This window comes from Sphingomonas sp. So64.6b (genome assembly GCF_014171475.1).
GTDB classification, from domain to species: domain Bacteria; phylum Pseudomonadota; class Alphaproteobacteria; order Sphingomonadales; family Sphingomonadaceae; genus Sphingomonas; species Sphingomonas alpina_A.
Genome location: NZ_CP048817.1, coordinates 3,836,354 through 3,862,094, shown reverse-complemented (window position 1 = coordinate 3,862,094; position 25,741 = coordinate 3,836,354). Strand labels below are relative to the sequence as shown.

Here is a 25,741-nt window from a genome sequence, read left to right as displayed (position 1 = left end):
ATCAGGCCGCCTTGCGCAACTCCAGCCGGCTCCAGATCTCGACCAGCGCGCCAGTCAGCTCGCGCATCATGATCTCGTCATGTGCCGGGCCGGGCGTGAAGCGAAGCCGCTCGGTGCCGCGCGGCACGGTCGGATAATTGATCGGCTGAACATAGACGCCGTATTCGGCGAGCAGGATATCGCTGATCTTCTTCGCCTTGATCGGGTCGCCGACCATCAGCGGCACAATGTGCGTGGTCGAATTCATCACCGGCAAGCCGGCCTCGGCGAACATCGTCTTGAGCATCGTCGCAGCGGCCTGCTGGCCCTCGCGCTCGACGCTCGATGCCTTCAGATGGCGCACGCTGGCCAGAGCGCCGGAAACCAGCACCGGCGACAGGCTGGTGGTAAAGATGAAACCCGGCGCATAGCTGCGAATCACATCGATGATCGTCTGGTCGGCGGTGATGTAACCGCCCATCACCCCGAACGCCTTGCCCAGCGTGCCTTCGATAATCGTCAGTCGATCGGCAACGCCGTCACGCTCCGAAATGCCGCCGCCGCGCGCGCCGTACATGCCGACCGCATGGACTTCGTCGAGATAGGTCAGCGCGCTGTATTTGTCGGCCAGGTCGCAGATCGCGGCGATCGGGGCGATATCGCCCTCCATCGAATAGACGCTCTCGAACGCGATCAGCTTCGGCGCGGCCGGATCGACCGCGGCAAGCAACTCCTCGAGATGCTCGAGATCGTTATGGCGGAAGACATGCTTCTCGCAGCCCGAATTGCGGATACCTGCGATCATCGAGGCATGGTTCATCTCGTCGGAAAAGATGATGCATCCGGGCAGGATCTTCGCCAGCGTCGCCAGCGTCGCTTCGTTCGAGACATAGCCCGAGGTGAACAGCAACGCGCCTTCTTTGCCGTGCAGGTCGGCGAGTTCGCCTTCCAGGTCGACATGATAATGCGTGTTGCCGCCGATATTGCGTGTGCCGCCCGACCCGGCGCCGACATCGTGCAGCGCCTCTTCCATCGCCGCGATCACATCCGGATGCTGGCCCATGGCGAGATAGTCGTTCGAACACCACACGGTGATCGGCTTCGGCCCGTTATGGCCGGCAAAGCAGCGTGCGTTGGGAAACGCGCCCTTGTTGCGCAGGATGTCGATGAAGACGCGATAGCGTCCTTCGACGTGCAGGCGATCGATCGCCTGGGTGAAGATGCGCGAGTAGTCGACTCCCCGCAGCGACTTTCCGTCCGCTTCCATAAGCGCGCCCTAGCGCGCTCCGGTGCGGAATTCCAGCGACTTTCAACGATCAGCGTGATCGGATTGCACCAGTTTAGGCGTATCGAGCGCAAATCGACCGGCGGCTGGCGCTCTTCGGCTGTCATTCCGTTTCCGGCATCAATCTCCACGGCTTGGTGTCGCGCATGTCCAGCCGGCAGACATGCCGCAGTTCATGTCGCCGCGCATAGCTCATCGCGCGGAAATCATAGCTCGATGCCAGCGGGTCGGCGAATTCCCAGTCCGGCGGATTAAAGGTCGAAAAACCATTGATCGTCGGCAGCCTCCAGCGTTGCGCAAGGAACATGGCATCGACATTGTGCGGATAGAGCTTGTCGAATTTGTCGTTCGCATAGGTCGCTTCGTCCTTGCGCGCGGCGACGATGTAGAAGGAGCGGCACGACGCCGGCGGCGCCGGGATCGCCGATAATTCCGCGCTGTGCGCCGATCGGCTCAAATGCGCCGCCGACGCACTGCCGAGTTGCTCCGCGATGAGCAGCATGATCAGGCCGCTCATCAGCCCGGGCCTTCCCTGCATCAGGCGGTGCGCCCGTTCGCGATGGGCCCAGACCACCAGCAGCAGTGCGGGCAGGATCACGAACAACTGATAGCGCAGAATGACCCTGATTCCGCCCGCCCCGGGCACGAATTCGGATACGATCTGCCAGAAGGAGAAGCCGAAAAACTTCAGGGCAACCACCCAGCTCAAGACCACCGCCAGTGCCAGCGCGCGCAGTTCGGGTGGGGTCGGGCGTCCGGCGGCGGGGCGACGCCCGGCAATGACTCCGACGATGGCAACCAGGATCAGAATGAACAGCAGCACGGGGAAGCCCGTCACATGTTCGCCGCCCATCAGCCGGTCGGCCCGTTCCGCATCGCCCATGGCGTCACGGAACAGGCGGATCAGCCATCCCCATAGATAATTTTCGGATCCGACATTGATCAGGTCGAGCGGCCTGATCAAATAATAGGAATAAGCCTTGAAATCATGGCCGTTCGTCTCCCGCAACTTCGGCAGATAGAGAACAAGAAAGGGAATCAGGCATATGATAAATGAGAACAAGAATATGAATAACGTCGTGATTCGGCGATAGAAATGAGCGAAAAGCAGACGATGGTCGGTGAATAGTATCGTCGCTGCATATGATATTACATAGAGTGCCGAAAAGAATATGGCGAACCAGGCCATATAATAGGCGGTGAGAAGCCAGGCGGCGAGCAGCGCCGCCAATGCGATCGCGGCGAGGCGGCTGCGGCCGGGACGTCCTTCCCGTTCGGCGCGAACGATGGCAATCACCAGGATCATCGCGAGCGGCAGAAGCGCGACGATATGAAGTTGAGCATGCCCCGCCTGCACCCACAGGCCATTGGCGATGGTGAAGATCGATGCGACGAACAGTGCCGACCGGCGGCCCCAGTTCAGACTTCGCGCCACCAGCGCATAGGCGGCGAAAAAGCCGATCGTCTTGAAGGTGAAGATGTTCAGCGTGTCGGCGAGAAATGGATCGGCAAACAGGCGCCAGAACGAATAGACCAGGCCGTACAGGAAATAGCCGTCATTATAGCCCAGCGTGCCGGCATAGGGATAAAAATAGCCGGTCGTCGCCCAGTTGCTGGCGCCGGACAGGACGTTGCGCCAATGTTCGAGAATGGAAATTTCGATCAGGCCATCGGCACGATCGCCAAAGCCCAGATCGAACCCGCTCAGCACCGGTGCGCGAAAAAACAGCAGCATCGCCACCACATAGGTTGCAAGCAGCACGCCATGGTCGCGAATGGCGTTCCGCGCCGCGAATGGCGGCTCCTGTACGGTATCGGTCAGAACAGTCCCCGTCCTTGTGGCCGCCATGAACCATCACGCTCGTCGCTGGTAACGGCCCGGGGCCGGTGATGCCAGCGCCCTTGGCCCTAAAGCGGTTCCAGCCGGTTCAGGCCATAGCGCGCCAGCGCCGGTGCCAGCGCGGCGATATCGGCGTTTCCGCCGGTGAAAACGGCGCGCCCCTCACCTGCGGCGTCGGGCCATTCCTGCCCCTGCGTCAGCGTCGCCACGCGCCGCGCAATCCCCGCGCTGCCATCGACGAAGCGGATCGCCCGGGGTGCGGCGGCGGTCAATTCGGCCTCGACCAGCGGAAAATGGGTGCAGGCGTTGACGATCGTGTCGATCCGCTCGCCGCCCGGCTGGCTTAACAGCCCATCAAGTACCGCGGCATAGCGCGCCGGGTCGGTCGCCGTGCCGCGCAGCTTGGCTTCGGCCAGTTCGACCAGTTCGGCCGACCCGTGGCGCAGCACCAGGCAATCGCTGGCGAAGCGCGCGGTGAGGTCGTCGACATAGGGCTGGCGCACTGTGGCCTTGGTGCCGAGCACCCCGATCGCGCGCGTCACGCTGATCGCGGCGGCAGGTTTGATCGCCGGTACGGTACCGACGATGGGCAAGTCGAGCGCGGCGCGCACCGCCGCCAGCGCAATGGTCGATGCGGTGTTGCAGGCAATGACAATCAGGCGCGGACGATATCGTTCGGCGAGCCGCCCGAGCAAGGCGGGCACGCGCGCGGCGATCTCGGCTTCGCTCTTGGTGCCATAAGGAAAACCGGCCGAATCGGCGACATAGACAAATGGCGCCGCCGGCAGCAGCGCGCGCGTCGGACCGAGTACCGACAGGCCGCCGACACCGGAATCGAAGAACAGGATCGGCCGCATATCGCTCATATCTGTCGCTTAGCGTCGATGGGCGCGGGGGCAAGGTCGGTTGACGGAGATTGTTGGCGTCTTGCGCGGTGTCCGCTATATCCGAACATAAGGGGGACGACTTGCCGACGGAATATCTGTGGTTGGCGCCGGCGGGCGCGCTGGTGCTGGGCTATCTGCTCGGATCGATCCCGTTCGGGGTGATTCTGACGCGGCTGGCCGGCGCTGGCGACCTGCGCACGATCGGTTCGGGTAATATCGGTGCGACCAATGTGTTGCGCACCGGACGCAAGGGGCTTGCGGCGGCGACGCTGCTGCTCGACGCGGCCAAGGGCTGGGCCGCGGTGATTCTGTGCGAATTTCTTTTCCCCGGAACCGCTGTGGTGGCGGCCGCCGCGGCTTTTATCGGCCATCTGTATCCGGTCTGGCTCAAATTTCGTGGCGGCAAGGGTGTCGCGACGATGATGGGCATCATCCTCGCGCTGCATTGGCCGAGCGCGCTGATTTATGCCGGCGTGTGGCTTGGCCTGCTCGCGGCGCTGCGCGTCTCGTCGCTCGCCGGCATGGCAGCGGCGGTCAGCGCGCCGGTCGCCGCCGCTTTCTTCGAACAGTTCGACATCGTCCTGCTGCTGCTCGCGCTCGCATTGCTGGTGCTGTGGAAGCACCGCGCCAATATCGACCGCCTGCTTGACGGTACCGAGCCCCGGATCGGCCGCAAGAGTGGCTGAACCCGTCGGGCGGGGCGAAGAAGCGGCGATTGCCCGTCTCCGCCTGATCCGTACCGCGCAGATCGGCCCGGTCACCTACCGCCAGCTCATTACGCGCTTCGGCGATGCCGCTGCCGCGATCGACATACTGCCGGATCTTGCCGCGCGGGGCGGTGGTCGTGCGCCGGTCGTGGCGGACCGGTCGGTCGCGGAGCGTGAACTGGCAATGGCGGCGAAACTCGGCGCGCGGCACCTGTTTATCGACGAGGTCGACTATCCATCACTGCTCGCCGAGATCGACGATGCACCGCCGGTGATGATGGTGCGCGGGAATATGGCGTTGCTGGCCCGCAGCGCGGTGGCGATGGTCGGCGCGCGCAACGCGTCTGCTGCCGCGTGCCGTTTTGCGCGGCAACTGGCGTATCAGCTTGCCGATGAAGGCGTTGCGGTCGTGTCGGGTCTGGCGCGCGGTGTCGATACCGCCGCTCATATCGGCGCGCTGGAGGGCGGCACGATCGCGGTGATCGCCGGCGGCATCGACATCGTCTATCCGCCCGAAAATGCGGTGCTGCAGGAACGGATCGCGAGCGAAGGTCTGCTGATCGCCGAACAACCGCCCGGTACTGAGCCGCGTGCGCGCCACTTTCCCTATCGCAACCGCATCATTGCCGGGCTCGCGGTTGGGACAGTGGTGGTCGAGGCTGCGCCAAAGTCCGGCTCGCTGATTACTGCGCGGCTGGCGGGTGAGAAGGGTCGCGAAGTGATGGCGGTACCGGGCTCGCCGCTCGATCCGCGCGCGCAGGGGTGTAACGGCCTGATCCGCGACGGCGCGATCCTCATTCAGTCCGCCGCCGATGTGCTCGAAACGATTCGCCCAATCGATGCGGGAATGGTGCGCTCGCCGGTCACGCGCTTCGCCGGGCCGCTGCCCGAGGATGCCAGCGATGCCGAGCGTCATGCGCTGACGTCGTTGCTCGGTCCGGTGCCGGTCGCGGTCGATGAATTGATCCGTCAGTCGGGCTTCGCGCCGGCGGTGGTGCAGATGGTGTTGCTTGAACTGGAGCTGGCCGGGCGGCTCGAACGCCATGCCGGCGGCCGGGTGAGCGGCGTTTGATCGAGGGGTCGGGACGATGGATGAAGCATTGACGGTTCAGGACATCTTCACCCGGCTGGGCGAACTCATGCAGGAAAATGCCGGGACCGCGATGGCCTGCCTCGCCGGTCTCGTCGGGGTCAACATCGCGCTGGATTTGACGATCGGCGATGCCGGCACTCTGCCGGCGGGCATCGCCAGCCTGGTCGCGCAATATGTCTTGGTTCGAACAGCGCTCGAGCGGCGCGGCCTGCGTGACGAGACGCGCCGAAATGGCCTCGGCGCGTTCTGGGGGGTCAATATCCTGTCCGGCCTCGGCATTCTCCTCGGTTATGTCCTGCTCATCGTGCCTGGCATATTTCTCAGCGTGCGCTGGTCGGTGGCGTCGGCCGTCCTGCTGGCGGAAGAGCAGACGGTCAGCGGCGCGCTCGGCGAAAGCTGGGCGCTGACTCGGCCGAACCTATGGCCTATCCTCGGCGTGCTGCTGGTGATCTTCGTGCCAGCGGCTGTGATCGCGATCGGCGTTGCGGGCATGCTGATCGACCAGCAGCCGTTGATTGCGTCGCTGATACTCTATCCCGTGATATTCGCGGCGTTCGTCAGCTCATGGCTGCTGAGCGTCGCGCTCTACTCGTTGTTGCGGCCGACGCAGGATCACCTCAGCGAGATTTTTGCCTGAGTGAGGTCTGCACCGATTTCTCGCTCTCGCCCGTCCGACGCCTAGCGGCGGTCATCGACGATGCGACGGATCGGGCCGGTGGGCGTTATACCGGCACCGCTTTCGGATCGAGGATCGCGCGTGACGGCTGATCAATCGAGACTGCCCGATCGGATCAAGGGCGCGATCGCCGCGGTGGTCGTGCAGCTGGTGCTTGGCTATATCCTGATCGCCGGCCTCGCGGTGCATTCGACCGACCGGCTAAGCGACGACCTCAAGCTGTTCGGCATCGCGCCGAGCCTACCGCCCCCGCCACCCGAGAGAACGATCCCGCACCGCAAGGCGAGCCGGGCCGAGGGCGCGGCGTCGCCGCCCAATCTGCGCGCCAAACCGACCGAGGTGGTCGCGCCGCAACCAGTCGTCGTGACGACCGTGCCGCCGCCGGTGGTCGCCGCCCCGATCGCCGGACCTGGCGCCCAGGCATCGGCCGGGGCTGCGGATATACGCGGGCCGGGCACGGGGGCTGGCGGCGAAGGCAATGGGCTGGGCAGCGGCAGGTACGGCGATGGTGACGGCGATGGCGGTTATGAAAGCCCGCCGCGCCGGCGCAGCGGACGATTGAAGGATTCGGACTATCCCGGCGCGGTCGGCGCGGCGGGAATCGGCGGCACCGTGTCGGTGCGCTACACGGTCGAAGCCAATGGTCGCGCGACCGGCTGCCTCATCACCCATTCGAGCGGCAATGAATTGCTCGACTTTACCACCTGCCGGCTGATCGAGCAGCGCTTCCGCTTCGAACCGTCACGCGACGCGCGCGGCCGGCCGGTGCGGTCGATCCTGGTCGAGGATCATGTCTGGGAAATCGACCAGCAGCCGGCGCAAAGGGAGCCCCGTCGATGACCGATATCCTCACCCTCGCGCCGGTGGGGTACCGATGTTCAGCATTCCGGCGTGGCCCGCAACGTTATATGCGCGGCGGCGAGCGCAAGCGGATAGAGAAGTTCGTTCTCGCGCCTTACTCGCCCATTCAGCCGGCGCATCAACTCCATCGTGGCGCTCCTGAAAACCGGCCATTCGGCTTCGATCCGCGTGATTGGCCAGTCCGCCATATAGGCCATCCAGTCGCCGATCAGGTCCTTGAATTCAGCAACGACTTGTCGCGCCGCCGCTGCCGCGGAGGCATCGTTGCCACCGATCAGCTTAGGGTAGATGGTGCTATCCTCGGTATGGAGGTGCTGCATCAGCGCGCCGGATAGCGCATCGCGCGCCGCGATCGCCGCTGTCAGGCGCGTCGGGCCGATGTCCATTCCATCATCGGGCACGACCATGTCGATCAGCCGGGTCGCCAGCACAGTGAGGGCGTCATGTTCAAGCATCAGGGTTTCGTAATCGACCATGTCATTGAGACCCAACTGAAATTTGTCTCCACTTCCTCAATCTGACTGTGACGGCCACTTCCTAACAAAAGCTGACCTCCTATCTGTTGATGGTAATGCCCCTTGACGGGCAGGCCCGAAGCTTTCCACCCTCGCGCGTACACGTAAGGACGCTTTTTCCATTTATGCAGCTTGTCATCGTCGAATCGCCCGCCAAGGCGAAAACCATCGAGAAATATCTGGGCTCGGACTATCGCGTTCTCGCGAGCTACGGCCATGTGCGCGACTTGCCGCCCAAGGACGGCTCGGTGAATCCCGATGACGGATTCGCGATGGAATGGGAAAATTACGCCGACAAGGCGAAGCAATTAAAGGCGATCGCGGATCTCGCCAAGACCGCCGACCGTCTGATCCTCGCAACCGATCCCGATCGTGAGGGCGAGGCGATTTCGTGGCACGTTCAGGAAGTGCTGCGCAATCGCAAGGTGCTGCCCAAGGATGTGCAGCGCGTGACCTTTAACGCGATCACCAAGGCGACGGTGACCGAGGCGATGAAGCATCCGCGCGAGCTCGATACCGACTTGATCGATGCGTATCGCGCGCGCCGCGCGCTCGACTATCTGGTCGGCTTCACGCTCTCCCCGGTGCTGTGGCGCAAACTGCCCGGCGCCAAGTCGGCTGGCCGTGTCCAATCGGTCGCACTGCGCCTGATCGTCCAGCGCGAACGCGAGATCGAAGCGTTCAAGGCACAGGAATATTGGTCGGTCGTCGCCGATATGGAACAGGACGGCACGCCGTTCCAGGCGCGGCTCGTGACCTTCGAAGGCAAGAAGCTCGACCGGCTGTCGATTGGCGAGGAAGGCACCGCTTTGCGCGCCAAGAAGGCGGTCGAGGAAGGCCGTTTCAGCGTCGACTCGGTCGAGGTCAAGCCGGCCACGCGCAATCCGCCGCCGCCCTTCACCACGTCGACGCTGCAGCAGGAGGCATCGCGCAAGCTCGGCTTCTCCGCCGATCATACCATGCGCATCGCTCAAGGGCTCTACGAAGACGGCGCGATCACTTATATGCGCACGGACGGCGTGCAGATGGACAGCAGCGCCATCTCCGCCGCGCGAAAAGCGGTCGCCGATCGCTATGACGCGAGTTATGTCCCGGATAGCCCGCGCCAGTACCAGACCAAGGCCAAGAATGCGCAGGAAGCGCATGAGGCGATCCGTCCGACCGATTTCGGCAAGGACAAGATGGGCGGCGGCGATCATGCGCGGCTTTACGATCTGATCTGGAAACGCGCGCTCGCTTCGCAGATGGCGTCCGCGCGGATGGAGCGCACCACGGTCGAACTGCTCGACGGATCGGGCCAGACCGGCCTGCGCGCCACGGGTCAGGTCGTGCTCTTCCCCGGTTATCTCGCTTTGTACGAGGAAGGCTCGGACGACAGTGCCGACGAAGAAAGCCGCCGCCTGCCGCGCATGCGCGAGGGCGACGCGCCGGCCAAGAAACAGGTCACCGCCGAACAGCATTTCACGCAACCGCCACCGCGCTTCTCCGAAGCATCGCTGGTCAAGCGGCTCGAGGAACTCGGCATCGGCCGCCCGTCGACCTATGCCTCGATCATCAAGACGCTGAAGGACCGCGCCTATGTGCGGGTCGAGAAGAATCGCTTCTTCGCGGAGGAAAGCGGACGGCTGGTGACGGCGTTCCTTGAACGCTTTTTCGAACAATATGTCGGGTACGACTTTACCGCGGGTCTTGAGGACCAACTCGACGAAGTCTCGGGCGGCCGCGCGCAATGGCAGTCTGTGCTTGAGGCGTTCTGGAAGGACTTCAAGCCGCGCACCACCGAAGTGATGGAGCAGAAGCCGTCGGAAGTGACCGCGGCGCTCGACCTGTTCCTCGAACCCTATCTCTTCCCGGCCAAGGCCGATGGCGGCGATGCGCGGCTCTGCCCCAATTGCGGCGAGGGCCGGCTTGCGCTGCGCGGCGGCAAATTCGGCGCGTTCGTTGCCTGCTCCAATTATCCGGAGTGCAAATATACCCGTCGCTTCGGTCAGGGCGGCGGCGACGAGGGCGGCGATGCCGGTCCCGAGACGATGGGTGTGGACCCGGAGACCAACCTCCCGGTCGAACGTAAATCGGGGCGGTTCGGTCCCTATATTCAGCTTGGTGAAGGCAAGGATGCAAAGCGCGCCTCGATTCCCAAGGACATTCCCGAACTCGATCTGGAATGGGCATTGAAACTGCTCAGCTTGCCGCGCACCGTGGGCACGCACCCTGAAAGCGGTGAGCCGATCACCGCGTCGATCGGGCGTTACGGACCCTATCTCGCCCATGCCGGCAAATATGCCCGGCTGACATCGACACTGGACGTGTTTGAAACGGGGATGAATGCGGCGGTGGTCAAGCTCGCCGAGGCGGCGGCGGGCGGCGGGCGTCCGCAGCGCGGCGCCCAGGCGCCGCTCAAGATCCTCGGCAAGCATCCGCGGACCGAGGCGGAGATCAAGCTGATGGAGGGGCGCTACGGACCCTATGTTACCGATGGCGAAACCAATGCGACCTTGCCCAAGTCGATCGAGAAGGATGCGCTGACGCTCGAAGAGGCGGCGCAATTGCTCGACGCGCGTGCGGCGGCGGGACCGTCGAAAAAGGGTAAGAAGAAAGCGCCGGTCAAAAAAGCGCCAGCCAAGGCGGGAGCGAAAAAGGCTCCGGCCAAAAAGGCGCCGGCGAAAAAGACAAAAGCGGCAGTGGCGGCTGAATGACCAGGATCCGGCGTTACGCCGAGACCGACCGCGATCGCATGCTGGCGATTTTCGACGCCAACGCGCCGGCCTTTTTCGCGGTCAATGAACGCGCGGACTTCATGAATTATCTCGACGGGAATGCCGGTCTTTATATGGTGGTCGAGCGCGGCGCCGATCTCGCTGCCGGATTTGCTGTCGCTCCGGGCGCGACCGGCCGGGCGCATCTCAACTGGATACTGGTCGATCCGGCGATGCAGGGCGGCGGCATCGGCGCGGCGATGATGGCTGCCGCGAAGGAGCGGGCGCTCGGTCTGGACGCCGCGCTGCTCGATATCGCGGCGAGCCAGCATTCCGCGCCTTTCTTCGCGCGCTTCGGCGCGCGCGAACTCGGCCGGATCGACAATGGCTGGGGACCCGGCATGCACCGCGTCGATATGGAATTGCCGCTCGCTGGATAATGGCGTCAGCCGAGCAGCGGCAAATGCACCTGGATGAACAGCCAGATCGCCAACCCGAACAGGATCAGCAGCGTGCCGACGATGCCGATCGATCGGGTCGCGGTTGGTGGTCCGGGCGGGTTGAACAGCCCGATCGCATTGAGCAGGCGACAGGCAACGAAGGCGGCGGCAACGATGCCCAGCGGGGTGTGGCTGGCGTCATTGACTTCGAGCAGCGCGATCAGGATCAGCCCGATCGGCGCATATTCGGTGAGGTTGCCATGCGCGCGGATGGCGGAGGTCAGGCCGTGCTGACCGGCGTCGCCGAACGATGCGCGATGTTTCATGCGCATACGGATCGTGGTGACCGACAGAATGACCAGCAGCAGCGCAAGCGCGACCGCGGTCAGTGCGGTGATCGTCAGGTGCATCGTCCTCTCCGTATATCGTTACGGAGACGGTGCTACGCCCGATCGAAGGACAAGGCCATCTCAGGCGGCGCGAACGCTCGTCATCTGCAGCCAGGCGCGCGCTGACTTTTGTGCGATCGAGATTTCGCGCGCGGTCATGTCCTCCGATATCTCGCTGCGGCAGAGTTGTGCCGCTTCGCTGCCCGCGACCGCGGCTAGGTTGAACCATTTATGCGCCTCGATCAGGTCGATATCGATTCCGGCCGCGCCGCTCGAATAGACCATGCCGAGATCATAACACGCATCCGGATCGCCGCGCGCCGCATCGGCGAGCCGGCTCTCGATCAGGAACTGTGCGCTCTTCAGGCTGCTGCCCATGTCAATTAACCCCCATTAACCATTTCTACGGCACAACCTTGCCGGTCTGTGGTCAACAAATGGTTAACGGGCGTTGGGGCTGTTTTGGATTGTTCAGCTTTGCTGAATCGAAAACGCGTCGATTGCGAGATTGTCGATCAGTCTGGTCGTGCCGAGCCGGGCGGCGGCGAGCAGGCGTCGCGGCTGCCCGGGATCACCATCGGGCGCGAGCGTGGTGGCATCGACCAGTTCGACATAGTCGATCTCGAAACCGGCGGCGATAAGCGCTTCTCGTGCAGTCTGGAGCGCAGCTTCCGGATCGTCGCCACGGCCGATTGCCTTCGCGGCGACCCCGAGCGAGCGCGGCAGCGCCACGGCACGGGCGCGCTGTTCCTCGTCGAGATAGACATTGCGCGACGACAGGGCGAGGCCGTCATCCTCGCGTTGCGTCGGCACGCCGATGATTTCGATATCCATATCCAGGTCGATCACCATGCGGCGAATCACCGCGAGCTGCTGGAAATCCTTCTCGCCGAAATAGGCGATGTCGGGACGGACCTGATTGAACAATTTGGTCACGACCGTCGCGACGCCGTCGAAATGCCCCGGCCGCGCCGCGCCGTCGAGCCCTTCGCTGACCCCGGCAACCGAGATGTTGGTGGCGAAACCGTCCGGGTACATCGCCTCGACCGCCGGCATCCAGAGCAGGTCGCAGCCCGCCTCTTTCAACATGCGCGTGTCGGCCGCTTCCTTGCGCGGATAGCGCGACAGGTCTTCGCTCGCGCCGAACTGCTTGGGATTGACGAAGATCGACGCGATCACCCGCGTGCCCGGCCGCTTCGCCGCCTCGACCAGCGCCATATGTCCGGCGTGCAGCGCGCCCATCGTCGGCACCAGCGCGACGCGGGCACCTTCTGCGCGATATGCCGCGACTGCCTCACGCAGGGACTCGGTCTGACGGATGGTTTGCACGCTGGTCGGGCCTTCGATATGGACGGGCGGTATGGACGGTCGGGCCTTCTATGGGGGGCGGTCCAGCCTAGCAACCAGGGGATGTAGCAGACTTTGTCGACGGTTGCGCAAAAGCCACAGGTGCGGAAGCCGCACATCATCGTGTTCGCCAATGAAAAGGGCGGCACGGGGAAATCGACGACTGCGGTGCATGTTGCGATCGCGCTGGAAGCACGCGGGGCGCGGGTCGCCGCGTTCGACCTCGATCATCGCCAGCGCACCATGGGGCGGTACCTCGACAATCGCGCCGAGACATCGAAACGGACCAATCGCGAACTACCGATCCCGCGCCATGCAACGCATGACGGCGAAAGCCTGACGCGCTTTGAAGAGGTGTATGAGTCGCTCACCCGGGATTGCGACTTCCTGGTCATCGACACGCCCGGTCGCGACGACCGCTTTGCGCGCATCGCGGCGCAGCGAGCGGACACTTTGGTCACGCCGATGAACGACAGTTTCGTCGATTTCGACCTGATCGGGCAGGTCGATCCGGTGACTTACAAAGTCACTCGTCCAAGCTTCTATGCCGAGCTGATCTGGGATGCGCGCAAGGCGCGCGCCAAGGCCGATGGTTCGACCATCGACTGGGTCGTGCTGCGAAACCGCGTCCAGCATATCGAGGCACGCAATATGCGCCGCGTGTCTGAGGCGCTCGACCAGCTGGCCAAGCGCGTCGGTTTCCGCATCATTCCGGGCCTTGGCGAACGTGTCATCTATCGCGAGCTCTTTCCCAAGGGGCTGACCATGCTCGACGCGCGCGAATTCGGCGAAATGGGCCTTGCCCATGTCGCCGCGCGCCAGGAACTGCGTGAGATGATGGGTGCGCTCGCTTTGCCCGAACCTGTCTTGCCGCTGTTCGCTTGAGCCCGCGACCATGATCTTCAAAATACTGATCGCTATACTGGTCGCCTATACCGGCTGGTATTTGTGGCAGGGTCCGAAACGGACTCACCGGCGAATTCGGCCGGAGCCGCAGAATGGCGAGGATAGCGCGGCGCGCGCGGTGTTGGGCGTGCCTGCGGAGGCAAGCGAGACCGAGATCCGCGCCGCGCACCGCCGCCTCATCAATGCGGTCCATCCGGATCATGGCGGATCTGCCGAATTGACGCGCCGGGTCAACGCCGCGCGCGATGTGTTGCTGCGGCGCCATTGAACTTTCCGGCGCGCCGAAGATTAGGCGACCGACACTTTCACGGAGCTTTTTCGAATGACCCATGTTTTCGACCCCACGTCTCTGCGCGAATATGACATTCGCGGCATCGTCGGAAAAACATTGGGTCCGGCCGATGCGACCGCGATCGGGCGCGGTTTCGCGACGCGCGTGCGTCGCGCCGGGGGCACGCGCGTGGCTGTCGGCTATGACGGACGCACCTCGTCGCCAGAGCTCGAGGCCGCGCTGATCGCCGGGCTGACCGCGTCGGGGGTTGATGTGGTGCGCACCGGCATGGGGCCGACGCCGCAGCTTTATTATGCCGAGGCGATCCTTGAAGTGGATGGCGGCATTCAGATCACCGGCAGCCATAATCCGGGCAATTACAACGGCTTCAAGATGGTGCTGCAGCATTTGCCGTTTTTCGGTGCCGACATTCAGGATCTGGCGAAACTGGCTGAGACCGGCGACTGGGAAGAAGGCGAGGGCGTGGTCACCGAGGCCGACATCGTCGACGATTATGTCGGGCGCCTGCTCGCCGGCTATGCCGGTGGCGCGTACCGGATCGGCTGGGACGCCGGCAACGGCGCTTCGGGCCCGGTGATTGAGAAGCTGACCAAGCTGCTGCCCGGCGAACATCATCTGCTGTTCACCGATGTCGACGGCACGTTCCCCAATCACCATCCCGATCCGACCGAGGAGAAGAACCTCGCCGATCTGAAAAAGCTGGTTGCCGAGAAACAGCTCGATTTCGGCCTCGCCTTTGACGGCGATGGCGACCGGATCGGCGCGATCGACGGCCAGGGTCGGGTGATCTGGGGTGATCAATTATTGTCGATCCTGGCCGAGCCGGTGCTCAAGGAACTGCCCGGCGCGACGATCATCGCGGATGTGAAGGCATCGCAGGCACTGTTCGACCGGGTGAGGGAGCTCGGCGGCGAGCCGCTGATGTGGAAGACCGGTCACAGCCTGATCAAGACCAAGATGAAGGAAACGGGCGCACCTCTCGCCGGCGAGATGAGCGGCCATATCTTCTTCGCGCATGATTATTACGGCTTTGACGACGCGCAATATGCTGCCGTCCGGCTGATCCGTGCGGTGCACATGATCGGTAAGTCGATGACCGAGATCAGGGGCGCGATGCCGGCCCTGGTCAACACGCCGGAGATGCGCTTCCAGGTCGATGAAAGCCGCAAGTTCGCGGTGGTCGAGGAAGTGCTGAGCCGGCTCGAAAACGAAGGCGCGGACGTGAATCGCACCGATGGTGCGCGGGTCAACACGCCCGACGGCTGGTGGCTGCTGCGCGCGTCGAACACGCAGGACGTACTTGTTGCCCGCGCCGAAGCAAAGGATCAGGCCGCACTCGACCGGCTGCTCGCGATGATCGACGCGCAGCTTGCCGCGAGCGGGCTGGTGCGCGGGGAACAGGCGGGGCACTGATCTCGTACGGGATCGCTTGTCAAAACCGGCAGTGCTGACCACCCAAGGCGTCACCCCAGCGAAGGCTGGGGGTCTCCATGGTTGGGCGACCACGTCGAGCCTCGCAGAGAGATGCCAGCCTGCGCTGGGGTGACGGCTATGGTGCTGGCACCGATTCACGGCGCTCACCGTCGTCGTCATGTCTGCCCTCCGCGCCACATTGACGTCATCGGTAAAACCCACTGGCCGGCCATTGAATCGAGCAGATCCGGAAGCGAGCAGACCATGATCTCACCCCAGTTTTTTCCCGATATTCCCGTAGCGCGCTCACAAAATTCCCGTGCGGCTCCACCGAAATTCCCGTAGTTTTTCCCGTAAATTCCCGTGGCGCGCCCGAAAAAGCATTTTCCCGTTGGCTTTCCCGTAGCCACGGGAAATTCGGGTTTGGAAACGCAGCAGTTTCAGGCGGACCAATGCCGCCGATTCAACGCTGCGGGCGCAACGGTTAGCACTCTCCAATCACGACCGCCGACCGCTCTTTGACATGACGAAACCCACCAATGACTCGCCTGTCCACAGGCCGGTCGACGCCCAACCCTGCCGTCTTCGGGATTTTGTCGCCAAGAAGAGACTCGCATTTCGCCCCGGCAACCGCCACCTAGAATGCAATGCCTCCGCCACCTCCCCAGATCATCCGCGTCGTCGACCTCGAAACCACTGGCCAGGCCCCGCCTGCGCACGGCGTGTGCGAGATTGGCTGGCAGGATGTCGCGCTCGGTGCCGATGGCCGCTGGGAGCTGCAGGGCGAGGGCGGTGCACGCTTCGTCAATCCGGGGCGGCCGATCCCGCCGCTGACTCAGGCGATCCATCACATCCTCGACGAACAGGTCGCCGACGCGCCCTTCTGGCATGATGTCGCGCGCCCGGTGCTTGATCCTTGGCCGCGCCGGATCGCGCTCGCCGCGCACCGCGCGGACTATGAGATGAAATTCTGCACGCCCGCGCTGACCCATAATGCGCAATGGATCTGCACCTGGAAATGCGCGCTGCGACTCTGGCCCGACAGCCCGAGCTTCTCGAACCAGATGCTGCGTTACTGGCGCAAGCCGGAAGGGATGATCCATGAGCGCGGCCTGCCCGCGCACCGCGCCTTCCCCGATTCCTATGTCACTGCCTTCCATCTGCGTGACATGCTCAACCAGGTCGGCGTGGCGCAGCTGATCGAATGGTCGAACCTGCCTGGCCTGTTGCCGAGTGTCCGGCAGGGGCCGGATCGCGGCAAGGACTGGCGCGAGATCAGTGACGATTCGCTCGCTATCTTCCTTGGCGACCGCGACATCGACGTGCGCTTCACCGCCGAAACCGAGCTCGCACGGCGTCGTGGCGGTGGAGTGGTCGGTCGTGACAAGCCGCAAGGGACGCTGTTTCAGGACTGATCCGCGCGCCGATTCGGATTGATCGAAGTCAATCGAGTCGCGCTGGTCTTTCCTCCGCACCCCTCATAGAACGCAACAATGTTTCGCACGCTCGTTCAGCGCCTTGGAGGCCGGGAGGCTTCGGTTGGACGCGTGCTGATCACCTTCATGGTGATCGGTTTCCTCAGCCTGATCGCTGCCGGGATCGCGGCCTTCCTGGTGACCGTGCGGAACCAGGAACATACGCGCTCGATCAGTCACACCTATGAGGTCGAGATCGCGATCGCCCAGGCGGGAACCATCATCGAGCAGTCGGAAACCACGCGCCGGGGATATCTTCTCACCGGGCAGCCCATCTATTTCGATACCTATACGACCACCGCGAACAGGCTGCCCGTCGCGCTGGACCGGATCGGGCTGCTGTCCGGTGACAATCCACGTCAGCGCGCCAACCTTGCTCGATTAAGGGCGCTCACCGACGATCTGAAGGTGCAACGCGACCGGACCATGGCGTTGGCCCGTGCCGGCCGAAGAGACGAGGCGATCCGCCTTTTCGTCGAGGAAAGCAGTGGGCGGCGGATGCGCGCCATTCGCGATCTCAGTATGGCCATGGGTGACGAGGAGCGGCGCTTGCTTGGCATTCGCGATGCCGAACAACGCGCAAGCGTGCGCGCCTTCTATGCGACGCTGATCGTCGCCGGCATCTTGCTGCTGCTGGTTGCGGTCGCCTCCCTGCTGACGGTGCTGCGCTACACGCGCGACCTCGCCGCATCGCGAGATGTGCTTCGCGACTTCGCCGATTCGCTTGAAGGGCTGGTTAAGGAGCGCACTGCCGATCTCTCGCGCGCGAATGAGGAAATCCAGCGCTTCGCCTATATCGTCAGCCATGACCTGCGCAGCCCGCTGGTCAATGTGATGGGCTTCACCGCCGAACTCGACACCGCGACCGCGGCGATCACCGAGCTGATCGATCGCGCCGAGGAATCCGCGCCCGATATCGTCACGCAAGAGGCGCGGCTGGCGGCGCGCGAGGATTTGCCCGAGGCGATCGGTTTCATCCGCACCTCGACGCAGAAGATGGACCGGCTGATCAACGCGATCCTGAAATTGTCGCGCGAGGGACGCCGCGTCATCTCACCCCAGCCGATCGACATGAATGCGCAAGTCGAGACGATCGGCGCAACGCTCAAACACATGATCGACGATCGCGATGCGACATTGATCGTCGAGGGAGAATTGCCCGCCCTGGTCAGCGACCGGCTGGCGATCGAGCAGATCTTCTCCAATCTGATCGAGAATGCGGTCAAATATCTTCAACCAGGCCGCCCCGGCCGCGTCATCGTGCGCGGGTCGCGCAGCGGGCCGCGCGTGACCTATGAGATCGAGGACAATGGCCGCGGGATCGCGCCCGGCGATCATCAGCGCGTGTTCGACCTGTTCCGCCGCTCGGGTCATCAGGACCAGCCGGGCGAAGGGATCGGCCTCGCCCATGTCCGCGCCCTGGCCTATCGTCTTGGCGGCATTATCGACGTCAGCTCCGAACTCGGTAAAGGTGCGACGTTCCGGCTGACCCTGCCCGCCACCCTTTCCGAAGCACAGGATAATCGCAAATGAACGACCATCGTTCCGTCAGTATCGTGATGATCGAGGATGACGAAGGCCATGCCCGTCTGATCGAGAAGAACATCCGGCGCGCCGGGATTCTCAACGACATCACCCATTTCACCGACGGCACCAGCGCGCTGCACTATCTGTTCAATGACGCCAACGGCCCGGCGCTCAACGGTCCGGCGCTGGTGCTGCTCGACCTCAACCTGCCCGATATGAGCGGGACCGACATCCTCGCCAAGATCAAGAGCGAGCCCGCATTGAAGCGTACGCCGGTCGTGGTGCTGACCACCACCGACGACAAGGTCGAGATCCAGCGCTGCTATGATCTGGGCTGCAACGTCTACATCACCAAGCCGGTCAATTACGAAAGCTTCGCCCAGGCGATCCGCCAACTCGGCCTGTTCCTCTCGGTCATTCAGGTGCCCGACATCGAGGGTCAGGCTTGACTCAGGCCGTGCCGATTAAAGTCCTTTATATCGACGACGATGCCGGCCTGCGCACGTTGGCGGCGAAGTCGCTGACGCGTCGGGGTTATGCCGTCACGCTCGCCGAGGGCGGGGCCGAGGGGCTGGCTCTGGTCGGCACAGCGGATTTCGACCTGATCGCGGTCGACCATTACATGCCCGGCATGGATGGGCTGGAGACGCTGAAGAAGCTCCGCGCGCTCCCGGCGCCGCCGCCGGTCGTCTATGTCACGGGGTCGGAAGAGGGCCGGATCGCGGTCGCCGCGCTCAAGGCCGGTGCCGCCGACTATGTCGTGAAGACCGTCGGCAGCGATTTCTTCGATCTACTCACCGCTGCGTTCGACCAGGTGCTCGAGCGCGCGGCACTGGAACGCGACAAAAGCGCCGCCGAGGAGCAGTTGCGCGCAAGCAATGCACGGCTCGAAACATTGCTCAGCGAGGTCAATCACCGCGTCGCCAACAGCCTCCAGCTCGTTTCGGCGATGGTGCGGCTGCAGGCCGGCGCGCTCGACGACAGCGGCGCGCGCGATGCGCTGGAGGATACGCAACGCCGCATCGCCGCGATCGCGCAAGTCCATCGGCGTCTCTACACCTCGAACGATGTCGAGAGCGTCGACATGCAGGAATATCTCGGCGCGCTGGTCGAGGAACTGGGCGAAACCTGGTCGAGCAACGCCGCGCCGCGCACCTTGTCGCTCGCCGCCGACCCGATCCGCATGAAGACCGATCGTGCCGTTTCGCTTGGCGTGATCGTCACCGAACTGGTCACCAATGCGTGCAAATACGCCTATCCGGCCGGCCATGCGGGCGAAGTGCGGATCGCATTGAGTCGGGATGAGGACGAGCATTTCGTCCTGGCGGTCGAGGATGACGGCATCGGCATGACGGAAAACGCACCGGCGCGCGGTACCGGGCTTGGTACCAAGCTGATCCGCGCGATGGCGCAGAGCCTGCAATCGATCGTCGAATATGACCCCGCGCACAGCGGTGTGCGCGCTACCCTGCGCGGGGCGCTGCGCTGAAATCGCCTGCCTGGAATCAGCCCGGCTTGCGGAACTTGTAGATGAACTGGTCGGTCTTGCCGCGCACCGCCTTGTCGAAAACCGGCAAGCTGTGATCGTCGGCCGGGTTGGCGAGCAACGCGCTTTCGCCGACGAATTCGAAACCGGCGGCGGCGAGTTGTGACTTGACCGTTGCCGGATCGATCCGGTGCAGCGTATCGGTATCGCGCATCGCCGATCCCGCCTGCGCGACATGGTCGATGATCAGCAAGGTGCCGCCCGGTTTCAGCGCGGCAAACGCCAGCTTGTTGAACACCGCGGGATCGATCGAGCCCATGAATTTGTCGGGATAATCGTGGTAATTCTGCGCGGTGAAGACGATGTCGACGGGTTCCGCCGCTTGCAATGTAGTCGCCGGCTGAGTCGATGCGCTGACATTGGCGAAGTCGGCCGAGCCGGCGAGCTTCTGGTAATCGAGCACATTGGTGCGTGCTTCGGCCGCATAGGGTTGCGGCCAGATGCCATAGACATGGCCCGACGGACCGACCGATTTGGCGAACAATTTGGTCCAGTATCCGCCGCCGGGGATCAGGTCGATCACCTTGTCGTCGCTCTTGACCCCGGCAAAGGCGAGAATCTCGGGCCCGTGCCGCTTCGCATCGGTCATACGCATGTCGCCGCGTGCCGGATCGGCGGCGGCTGCGGCGATATTGGCGGGTAGTGCGCCGCTCTGCGCCGCCGGAGCAACGCTATTGGTTGCGTGGTCCGGCGTCGCGGTTGGGCCGCATGCGGCGAGCGTGCCGGCCGCGAGTGCGGCGATGACGATCGACTGTTTCATGACCGATGCCTGCCCCTGGTCGATCAGCGCGGCTTGCGGAACTTGAAGACGAACTGGTCGGTCTTGCCGCGGACCGCGGGGTCGAAGACCTTCGCCTTGTGATCGTCGGCAGGATTGGCGAGTGCATCCGAACTGCCTTCAAAGGCAAAGCCTGCTGCCAGCACCTGGCTCTTGACCACCGCCGGATCGATCCGGTGCAGTGTCTCGGTGCCGCTCAAGCCACTTCCCGCGGCATCCGCATGGTCGATGACGATATAGACGCCGCCGGGTTTGAGTGTCTTGAATACCGCTGCGTTGAATGCCGCCAAGGCCGCTTCACCTCGACCGCCATTGGGAATGTCGTGATAATTCTGCACGGTCCAAAACAGGTCGACAGGTGCGTCGACCGTCGGCAGTGGAGCGGTCTGCAACTCGGCGGTGACATTGGCGAGCTTGCGCTCCTTCAGCGCCGGGAGCTGCTTTTCGGCGTAGGTTGCTGCCGCAGCCGGCCATAATGCGAAGACATGACCGTCAGAGCCGACGATGCCGGTGAAGATGCGCGTCCAATATCCCGAGCCCGGAAAGAAATCGATCACCCGGTCGCCCGGCTTCGCGCCCGAAAAGGCCAGCACCTCTGCGGCCTTGCGACGCGCATCGTCGCCCGCCTGATCGGCGCGTGCCGGATCGGCCAGCGCCTTGGTTATGACCGCACTGCTCGTATCGGCGCCTGCCGCCGACAAGGGAGCGCTCGTCGTCCTGGCTTCGATCCCGGTCATGCCGGCACCGGCAACGATCAACCCGGCAAATGCCAGCCCTGCGAACATCACTGCCTTCATCACCGCTCTCCTGCCATATGATCACGCCGTCGTTATGCGACGTTCGTTACGGCGCGATGATAAGCGCTTGGGCGCACGCGTCCACCCGGAAAGCTTGCACGGTCCGGTCGGTAACGCGAACGCCCCGCCGGCGCGGTCCCGGGCAATCTCAGACGTCGAGATTGGCGACGCTTAGTGCATTCTCCTGGATGAATTCGCGGCGCGGTTCGACCACATCGCCCATCAGGCGGGTGAAGATCTCATCCGCGACATCGGCCTGATCGACCTCGACGCGAAGCAGCGAGCGATTCTGCGGGTCGAGCGTGGTTTCCCACAATTGCTCGGCATTCATCTCGCCCAGACCCTTATAGCGCGAGATCGCCAGGCCCTTGCGGCCCGCCGCGAGCACCGCGTCGAGCAACTGGCTTGGCCGCGCGACCATCGTCTCGCCCTTGCCGACCGCGATTGGTGCGTCCTCGTCGTCCGCTTCGTTCGCCGCATCCGCTTCGGCCTGGGCGGCGCTTGCCGCCTTGGTCGAGATCAGCTTGGCGGTTTGCGTGAAGGAGTCCGCCTGCTCGACCGCAAGCGCATGGAGCTTGCGCGCCTCGGCCGAGCCGAGAAACGCCGCTTCGATGATGTGATGATCGGTCACGCCGCGCCAGGCGCGCTCGAAATGGATGCCACCTTCCTCAGTCAGGCGCGCGGTCCAGCGCGCCTCGGGATCGGCGGCGATCAGGCCGGTCGTTACCTCGGCGACCCGCGCCATACGCACATCGCGGCTGGCCGCGGGATCGAGCGCACCGCCCATCGCCAGCGCCTCGACCATCGTCGGGTCGTAACGCCGCGGAACATAGCGCATCAGCGTGCGCATGCGCCGCGCATGATCGACCAGGCTGCGCAGGTCGGCGCCCGAACGCGCGCCGCCGGCGGCGCCTTCGAGCAGCGTGCCGGCAACGCCATTCTCGACCAGATAGTCGTCGAGCGCGTTATCATCCTTCAGATACACTTCGCTGCGCCCGCGCGTCGCTTTGTAAAGCGGCGGCTGAGCAATGAAGAGGTGCCCGTTGGTGATGATCTCGGGCATCTGGCGATAGAAAAAGGTCAGCAGCAGCGTGCGGATATGCGCGCCGTCCACGTCTGCGTCGGTCATAATGACGATCTTGTGGTAGCGCAGCTTCTCGATCTTGAAATCATCGCGGCCGATGCCGGTGCCCATCGCCTGGATCAAGGTGCCGATTTCGCGGCTCGACAGCATCCGGTCGAACCGTGCGCGCTCGACGTTGAGGATCTTGCCGCGCAGCGGGAGGATTGCCTGGAAATGCCGGTCGCGGCCCTGCTTCGCCGAGCCGCCGGCCGAGTCACCCTCGACCAGGAACAGTTCGGACTTGGCCGGATCACGCTCCTGGCAATCGGCGAGCTTGCCCGGCAGCGAGGCGATGTCCATCACGCCCTTGCGCCGGGTCAGTTCGCGCGCCTTCTTCGCGGCTTCGCGCGCGGCGGCGGCGTCGATGATCTTGGCGACGATCGCCTTGCCATGCGCCGGATTCTCCTCAAGCCATTCAGCGAGCTTGTCGGCCATCAGGCTTTCGAGCGGCTGGCGCACCTCGGACGAGACCAGCTTATCCTTGGTCTGGCTGCTGAACTTGGGATCGGGCAGCTTGACCGAAACGATCGCGGTCAGCCCTTCGCGCATATCGTCACCGGTCAGCGTGACCTTCTCCTTTTTCAGGAGACCCGATTTCTCGGCATAATTGTTCAGCGTACGCGTCATCGCCGCGCGGAACGCGGCCATATGCGTGCCGCCATCGCGCTGCGGGATGTTGTTGGTGAAGGCGAGGACGTTCTCGTAATAGCTGTCGTTCCACTCCAGCGCGACGTCGATCGTGACATCGTCGCGCGTGCCGGAAATGGCGACCGGATCGGGCATCAGCGCGATCTTGTTGCGATCGAGATATTTCACGAACGCGGCGATGCCGCCCTCATAATAAAGCTCGACCGTCTTATGCTCTTCGTGCCGCGCATCGTTGAGGAACAGGCGAACGCCCGAATTGAGGAACGCGAGTTCGCGATAGCGATGCTCGAGCTTTTCGAAATCGAACTCGATGATCTTGAACGTCGCAGGCGAGGGCAGGAATGTGACCTTGGTGCCCTTCTTGCCGTTTCCGGGACCGACGATCTTGAGCGGCGCAACCGCATCGCCAAAGGCGAAGCGCATATAATGCTCCTGGTCGTCGCGCCAGATCGTCAGGTCGAGCCATTCGCTCAGCGCGTTGACCACCGATACGCCGACGCCGTGCAGGCCGCCGGACACTTTGTAGGCATTGTCGTCGGATGTGTTTTCGAATTTACCGCCGGCGTGAAGCTGAGTCATGATGACCTCGGCCGCCGACACGCCTTCCTCGGTATGAATACCGGTCGGAATGCCGCGGCCATTATCCTCGACCGACACCGATCCGTCGGGGTTGAGCGTGATGTCGATCCGGTCGCAATGCCCGGCCAGCGCCTCGTCGATCGCATTGTCGCTGACCTCGAACACCATATGGTGGAGGCCGGAGCCGTCATCGGTATCGCCGATATACATGCCGGGGCGTTTACGCACTGCGTCGAGGCCCTTCAGGACCTTGATCGAGTCAGCGCCATAGTCGTTCTTGTTGGGGTCTTCAGCCATACCGAGTATATAGGGATTCACTCTCGGAAACGGAAGCAAAATGGCGGCCCGCGCGGGGCGCAGGCCGCCGGTCTTGCTTATTCAGCTTTGGTCGTAACCGTGGTCGTGGTTTTCTCGACCGTACGTGCCGGCGTGCTCGACCTTTTCACGACGCGTCGCACCGGCTTGCGCACGGTGACCTTCTTGCGTGCCACGGTCGCTGGCGCTGCGGTCTTGACCGTTTCCGTGGTGATCGTCGTCGTTGGCGTCGGCGCCGGTGGTGCGATCACGATCGGGGCGGGTGGCGGCGTGGCGCGTGCCGCAGCGGCATCGGCGGCGGCAGCATTGGCCTCCTGTTGCGCGGCCTGCGCGCGGGCATTGGCGGCGGCGGCTTCCTGCTGCGCATCGGCTGCTGCGGCGCGTTCGGCATTCACGGCTTCATTGCGATTGCGCTCGGAAATGCCGATCGCCGTGTCCGCAAGCTCGGACGCGCGATTGGCCTCGGCGATCGCTTCGTCCTTGCGTTTGGCGGCGAGATCTTCTTCAGCGCTGCGTAGTGCGGCCTGAGCCTGAGCCTGCAAGCGGGGTACTTCGCCCGAGGCACCGAGTTTGTTCGCTGCCTCGACCTTTGCCTTGGCCGCGGCGATCGCCTCATGCGCGCGATCGGTCTTGCCGCGTGCAAAGGCAGGTGTGGCCGATGAAAGTAGCAATGCGGAAACGCATAGTGCGCGCGTCATCATTGAATAGTTACGCATAACTCTTCTCCTGAAATTCTAAAGCGGCGACGTAACGAACTCCGAAGCGTGGAAGTTCCGTAGCGTCATGATCGGCAGTCAGCTGGAGTGCCAGTCGCCACAAATAGGCGACTGGCACTCTATTGATTTTAATCGATATTGCTGAAACGATCGGCGCGTTGACCCAGTAAGGTCACTTCGACCCGCCGATTCTGACGCATGCCAGCCGGAGTTGCATTGGTCGCGACCGGATCGGCCTCGCCATGCCCGACCACCGAGAAGCGCGCACGGGTCACACCCATCTCGTCGAACGCGACGCGCACGCTGTCGGCGCGGCGTTCCGATAGCGCCTGGTTATGCGCATCGGTACCGCGCGAATCGGTATAACCGTCGATCGCCACGCGCACGCCGCGTTCCGAGCTGAGATAGTCGGCAAGCGGGCGCAATTTCTCGATCGCACCGGGCCGCAGTACCGCGCTGTCGGTCTTGAACAGCACATCTTCCTGCAGGCGCAGCGTTGCGCCGCGCGACGTCTGGCGGAACCCGTAGCCGCGCATCGCGCCGCGATCCCAGCCGCCGCGTTCCTCGACGACCACGGCATGATCACGGCTGTTCCAGTCGAAACGGTCGCGACGCGGGCCGGCGACGTTGGCAAAAGCGCGGTTGGCGGCCCGAGCTTCGCGCGGATTGACGCGACCGTCACGGTTGACGTCGAAATTACGCATCACGAAGGCACGGCCGCGATTGGTCGCGCGCAGTTCGGGAAAGAGAATCGGCACGCCCGCGCCGATCAGGCGGTACTCGCGGTCACCATGACGGCCGCCGTTCCAATCCCAGCGGTCCTGGGCGAAGGCCGGGCTGGCGCCGGCGAGCAGCGCGACAGCGGCGGCTGCGATACCGGATATCGGCTTGTTCAATTTTGTCATTATTCG

25 protein-coding genes are annotated in these 25,741 nt (G+C 63.7%); 13 read left to right on the top strand and 12 right to left on the bottom strand.

Annotated features, from left to right (window positions below; genetic code table 11):
* Position 1: 1 nt before the first annotated feature.
* From hemA to murI, 3 genes are all read right to left on the bottom strand, one after another.
* The gene (gene hemA, locus G4G27_RS18360) at positions 2–1,246 is read right to left on the bottom strand and encodes a 5-aminolevulinate synthase (protein ID WP_183109973.1); all 1,245 of its coding nucleotides are present in this window, start codon (positions 1,244–1,246) and stop codon (positions 2–4) included.
* A 121-nt stretch (positions 1,247–1,367) separates the two neighbouring features.
* The gene (locus G4G27_RS18355; RefSeq protein ID WP_244624411.1) at positions 1,368–3,113 is read right to left on the bottom strand and encodes a hypothetical protein; all 1,746 of its coding nucleotides are present in this window, start codon (positions 3,111–3,113) and stop codon (positions 1,368–1,370) included.
* A 59-nt stretch (positions 3,114–3,172) separates the two neighbouring features.
* A complete protein-coding gene (gene murI / locus G4G27_RS18350; RefSeq protein WP_183109972.1) occupies positions 3,173–3,970 on the bottom strand; it encodes a glutamate racemase in 798 nt (265 codons plus the stop codon).
* Between the two features lie 101 nt (positions 3,971–4,071).
* Between murI and plsY the strand changes: the two genes are divergently transcribed.
* The 4 genes from plsY (at position 4,072) to G4G27_RS18330 (ending at position 7,307) form a co-directional block, all read left to right on the top strand.
* Complete coding sequence (plsY, locus tag G4G27_RS18345) at positions 4,072–4,677, top strand: glycerol-3-phosphate 1-O-acyltransferase PlsY (protein WP_183109971.1); 606 nt, start codon at positions 4,072–4,074, stop codon at positions 4,675–4,677.
* Positions 4,670–5,770 carry a DNA-processing protein DprA gene (dprA, locus tag G4G27_RS18340; protein WP_183109970.1) on the top strand — a complete coding sequence of 367 codons (1,101 nt, stop codon included), beginning with the start codon at positions 4,670–4,672 and terminating at the stop codon, positions 5,768–5,770. The genes plsY and dprA overlap by 8 nt, the downstream gene beginning before the upstream one ends.
* 16 nt (positions 5,771–5,786) lie before the next feature.
* Positions 5,787–6,428, top strand: coding sequence for a hypothetical protein (locus tag G4G27_RS18335; protein ID WP_183109969.1), 642 nt, complete (start codon positions 5,787–5,789; stop codon positions 6,426–6,428).
* 120 nt (positions 6,429–6,548) lie between these two features.
* Positions 6,549–7,307: a TonB family protein gene (locus tag G4G27_RS18330; protein WP_244624410.1), complete on the top strand. Its 759-nt coding sequence runs from the start codon at positions 6,549–6,551 to the stop codon at positions 7,305–7,307.
* A gap of 38 nt (positions 7,308–7,345) precedes the next feature.
* On the opposite strand, the gene G4G27_RS18325 is transcribed toward G4G27_RS18330, so the two are convergent.
* A complete protein-coding gene (locus G4G27_RS18325; protein WP_183109967.1) occupies positions 7,346–7,819 on the bottom strand; it encodes a hemerythrin domain-containing protein in 474 nt (157 codons plus the stop codon).
* A gap of 149 nt (positions 7,820–7,968) precedes the next feature.
* Between G4G27_RS18325 and topA the strand changes: the two genes are divergently transcribed.
* Positions 7,969–10,539 carry a type I DNA topoisomerase gene (gene topA, locus G4G27_RS18320; RefSeq protein ID WP_183109966.1) on the top strand — a complete coding sequence of 857 codons (2,571 nt, stop codon included), beginning with the start codon at positions 7,969–7,971 and terminating at the stop codon, positions 10,537–10,539.
* The gene (locus tag G4G27_RS18315; RefSeq protein ID WP_183109965.1) at positions 10,536–10,979 is read left to right on the top strand and encodes a GNAT family N-acetyltransferase; all 444 of its coding nucleotides are present in this window, start codon (positions 10,536–10,538) and stop codon (positions 10,977–10,979) included. The genes topA and G4G27_RS18315 overlap by 4 nt, the downstream gene beginning before the upstream one ends.
* 5 nt (positions 10,980–10,984) lie before the next feature.
* Here G4G27_RS18315 and G4G27_RS18310 read toward each other — a convergent pair whose 3' ends face one another.
* From G4G27_RS18310 to panC, 3 genes are all read right to left on the bottom strand, one after another.
* The gene (locus tag G4G27_RS18310; RefSeq protein WP_183109964.1) at positions 10,985–11,389 is read right to left on the bottom strand and encodes an MAPEG family protein; all 405 of its coding nucleotides are present in this window, start codon (positions 11,387–11,389) and stop codon (positions 10,985–10,987) included.
* Between the two features lie 60 nt (positions 11,390–11,449).
* A complete protein-coding gene (locus G4G27_RS18305; RefSeq protein WP_183109963.1) occupies positions 11,450–11,746 on the bottom strand; it encodes an SEL1-like repeat protein in 297 nt (98 codons plus the stop codon).
* Positions 11,747–11,839: 93 nt separating this feature from the next.
* Positions 11,840–12,697, bottom strand: coding sequence for a pantoate--beta-alanine ligase (panC, locus tag G4G27_RS18300; RefSeq protein ID WP_183109962.1), 858 nt, complete (start codon positions 12,695–12,697; stop codon positions 11,840–11,842).
* A gap of 120 nt (positions 12,698–12,817) precedes the next feature.
* On the opposite strand from panC, the gene G4G27_RS18295 reads away from it, so the two are divergent.
* The 7 genes from G4G27_RS18295 (at position 12,818) to G4G27_RS18265 (ending at position 19,817) form a co-directional block, all read left to right on the top strand.
* Positions 12,818–13,600 (top strand): division plane positioning ATPase MipZ, encoded by a 783-nt coding sequence (locus G4G27_RS18295; RefSeq protein WP_183109961.1) that lies wholly within the window; start codon positions 12,818–12,820, stop codon positions 13,598–13,600.
* A 10-nt stretch (positions 13,601–13,610) separates the two neighbouring features.
* Complete coding sequence (locus G4G27_RS18290; protein WP_183109960.1) at positions 13,611–13,889, top strand: DnaJ domain-containing protein; 279 nt, start codon at positions 13,611–13,613, stop codon at positions 13,887–13,889.
* Between the two features lie 54 nt (positions 13,890–13,943).
* Positions 13,944–15,326, top strand: a complete 1,383-nt coding sequence (locus G4G27_RS18285; RefSeq protein WP_183109959.1) for a phosphomannomutase/phosphoglucomutase — start codon at positions 13,944–13,946, stop codon at positions 15,324–15,326.
* A 647-nt stretch (positions 15,327–15,973) separates the two neighbouring features.
* Positions 15,974–16,741 (top strand): 3'-5' exonuclease, encoded by a 768-nt coding sequence (locus G4G27_RS18280; RefSeq protein WP_183109958.1) that lies wholly within the window; start codon positions 15,974–15,976, stop codon positions 16,739–16,741.
* A gap of 78 nt (positions 16,742–16,819) precedes the next feature.
* The gene (locus tag G4G27_RS18275) at positions 16,820–18,334 is read left to right on the top strand and encodes a sensor histidine kinase (protein ID WP_183109957.1); all 1,515 of its coding nucleotides are present in this window, start codon (positions 16,820–16,822) and stop codon (positions 18,332–18,334) included.
* Positions 18,331–18,777 carry a response regulator gene (locus tag G4G27_RS18270; RefSeq protein ID WP_183109956.1) on the top strand — a complete coding sequence of 149 codons (447 nt, stop codon included), beginning with the start codon at positions 18,331–18,333 and terminating at the stop codon, positions 18,775–18,777. The genes G4G27_RS18275 and G4G27_RS18270 overlap by 4 nt, the downstream gene beginning before the upstream one ends.
* 8 nt (positions 18,778–18,785) lie before the next feature.
* Complete coding sequence (locus G4G27_RS18265; protein ID WP_244624409.1) at positions 18,786–19,817, top strand: histidine kinase dimerization/phosphoacceptor domain -containing protein; 1,032 nt, start codon at positions 18,786–18,788, stop codon at positions 19,815–19,817.
* A gap of 16 nt (positions 19,818–19,833) precedes the next feature.
* Here G4G27_RS18265 and G4G27_RS18260 read toward each other — a convergent pair whose 3' ends face one another.
* The 5 genes from G4G27_RS18260 to G4G27_RS18240 all read right to left on the bottom strand — a co-directional run bounded on the left by G4G27_RS18260 (position 19,834) and on the right by G4G27_RS18240 (position 25,735).
* Positions 19,834–20,634, bottom strand: coding sequence for a class I SAM-dependent methyltransferase (locus G4G27_RS18260; protein ID WP_183109954.1), 801 nt, complete (start codon positions 20,632–20,634; stop codon positions 19,834–19,836).
* 23 nt (positions 20,635–20,657) lie between these two features.
* A complete protein-coding gene (locus tag G4G27_RS18255) occupies positions 20,658–21,449 on the bottom strand; it encodes a methyltransferase (RefSeq protein WP_244624408.1) in 792 nt (263 codons plus the stop codon).
* Between the two features lie 148 nt (positions 21,450–21,597).
* Complete coding sequence (gyrB, locus tag G4G27_RS18250) at positions 21,598–24,096, bottom strand: DNA topoisomerase (ATP-hydrolyzing) subunit B (protein WP_183109953.1); 2,499 nt, start codon at positions 24,094–24,096, stop codon at positions 21,598–21,600.
* 77 nt (positions 24,097–24,173) lie between these two features.
* A complete protein-coding gene (locus G4G27_RS18245; RefSeq protein ID WP_244624407.1) occupies positions 24,174–24,830 on the bottom strand; it encodes a hypothetical protein in 657 nt (218 codons plus the stop codon).
* A gap of 128 nt (positions 24,831–24,958) precedes the next feature.
* The gene (locus tag G4G27_RS18240; RefSeq protein WP_183109952.1) at positions 24,959–25,735 is read right to left on the bottom strand and encodes an OmpA family protein; all 777 of its coding nucleotides are present in this window, start codon (positions 25,733–25,735) and stop codon (positions 24,959–24,961) included.
* Between the last annotated feature and the right edge of the window lie 6 nt (positions 25,736–25,741).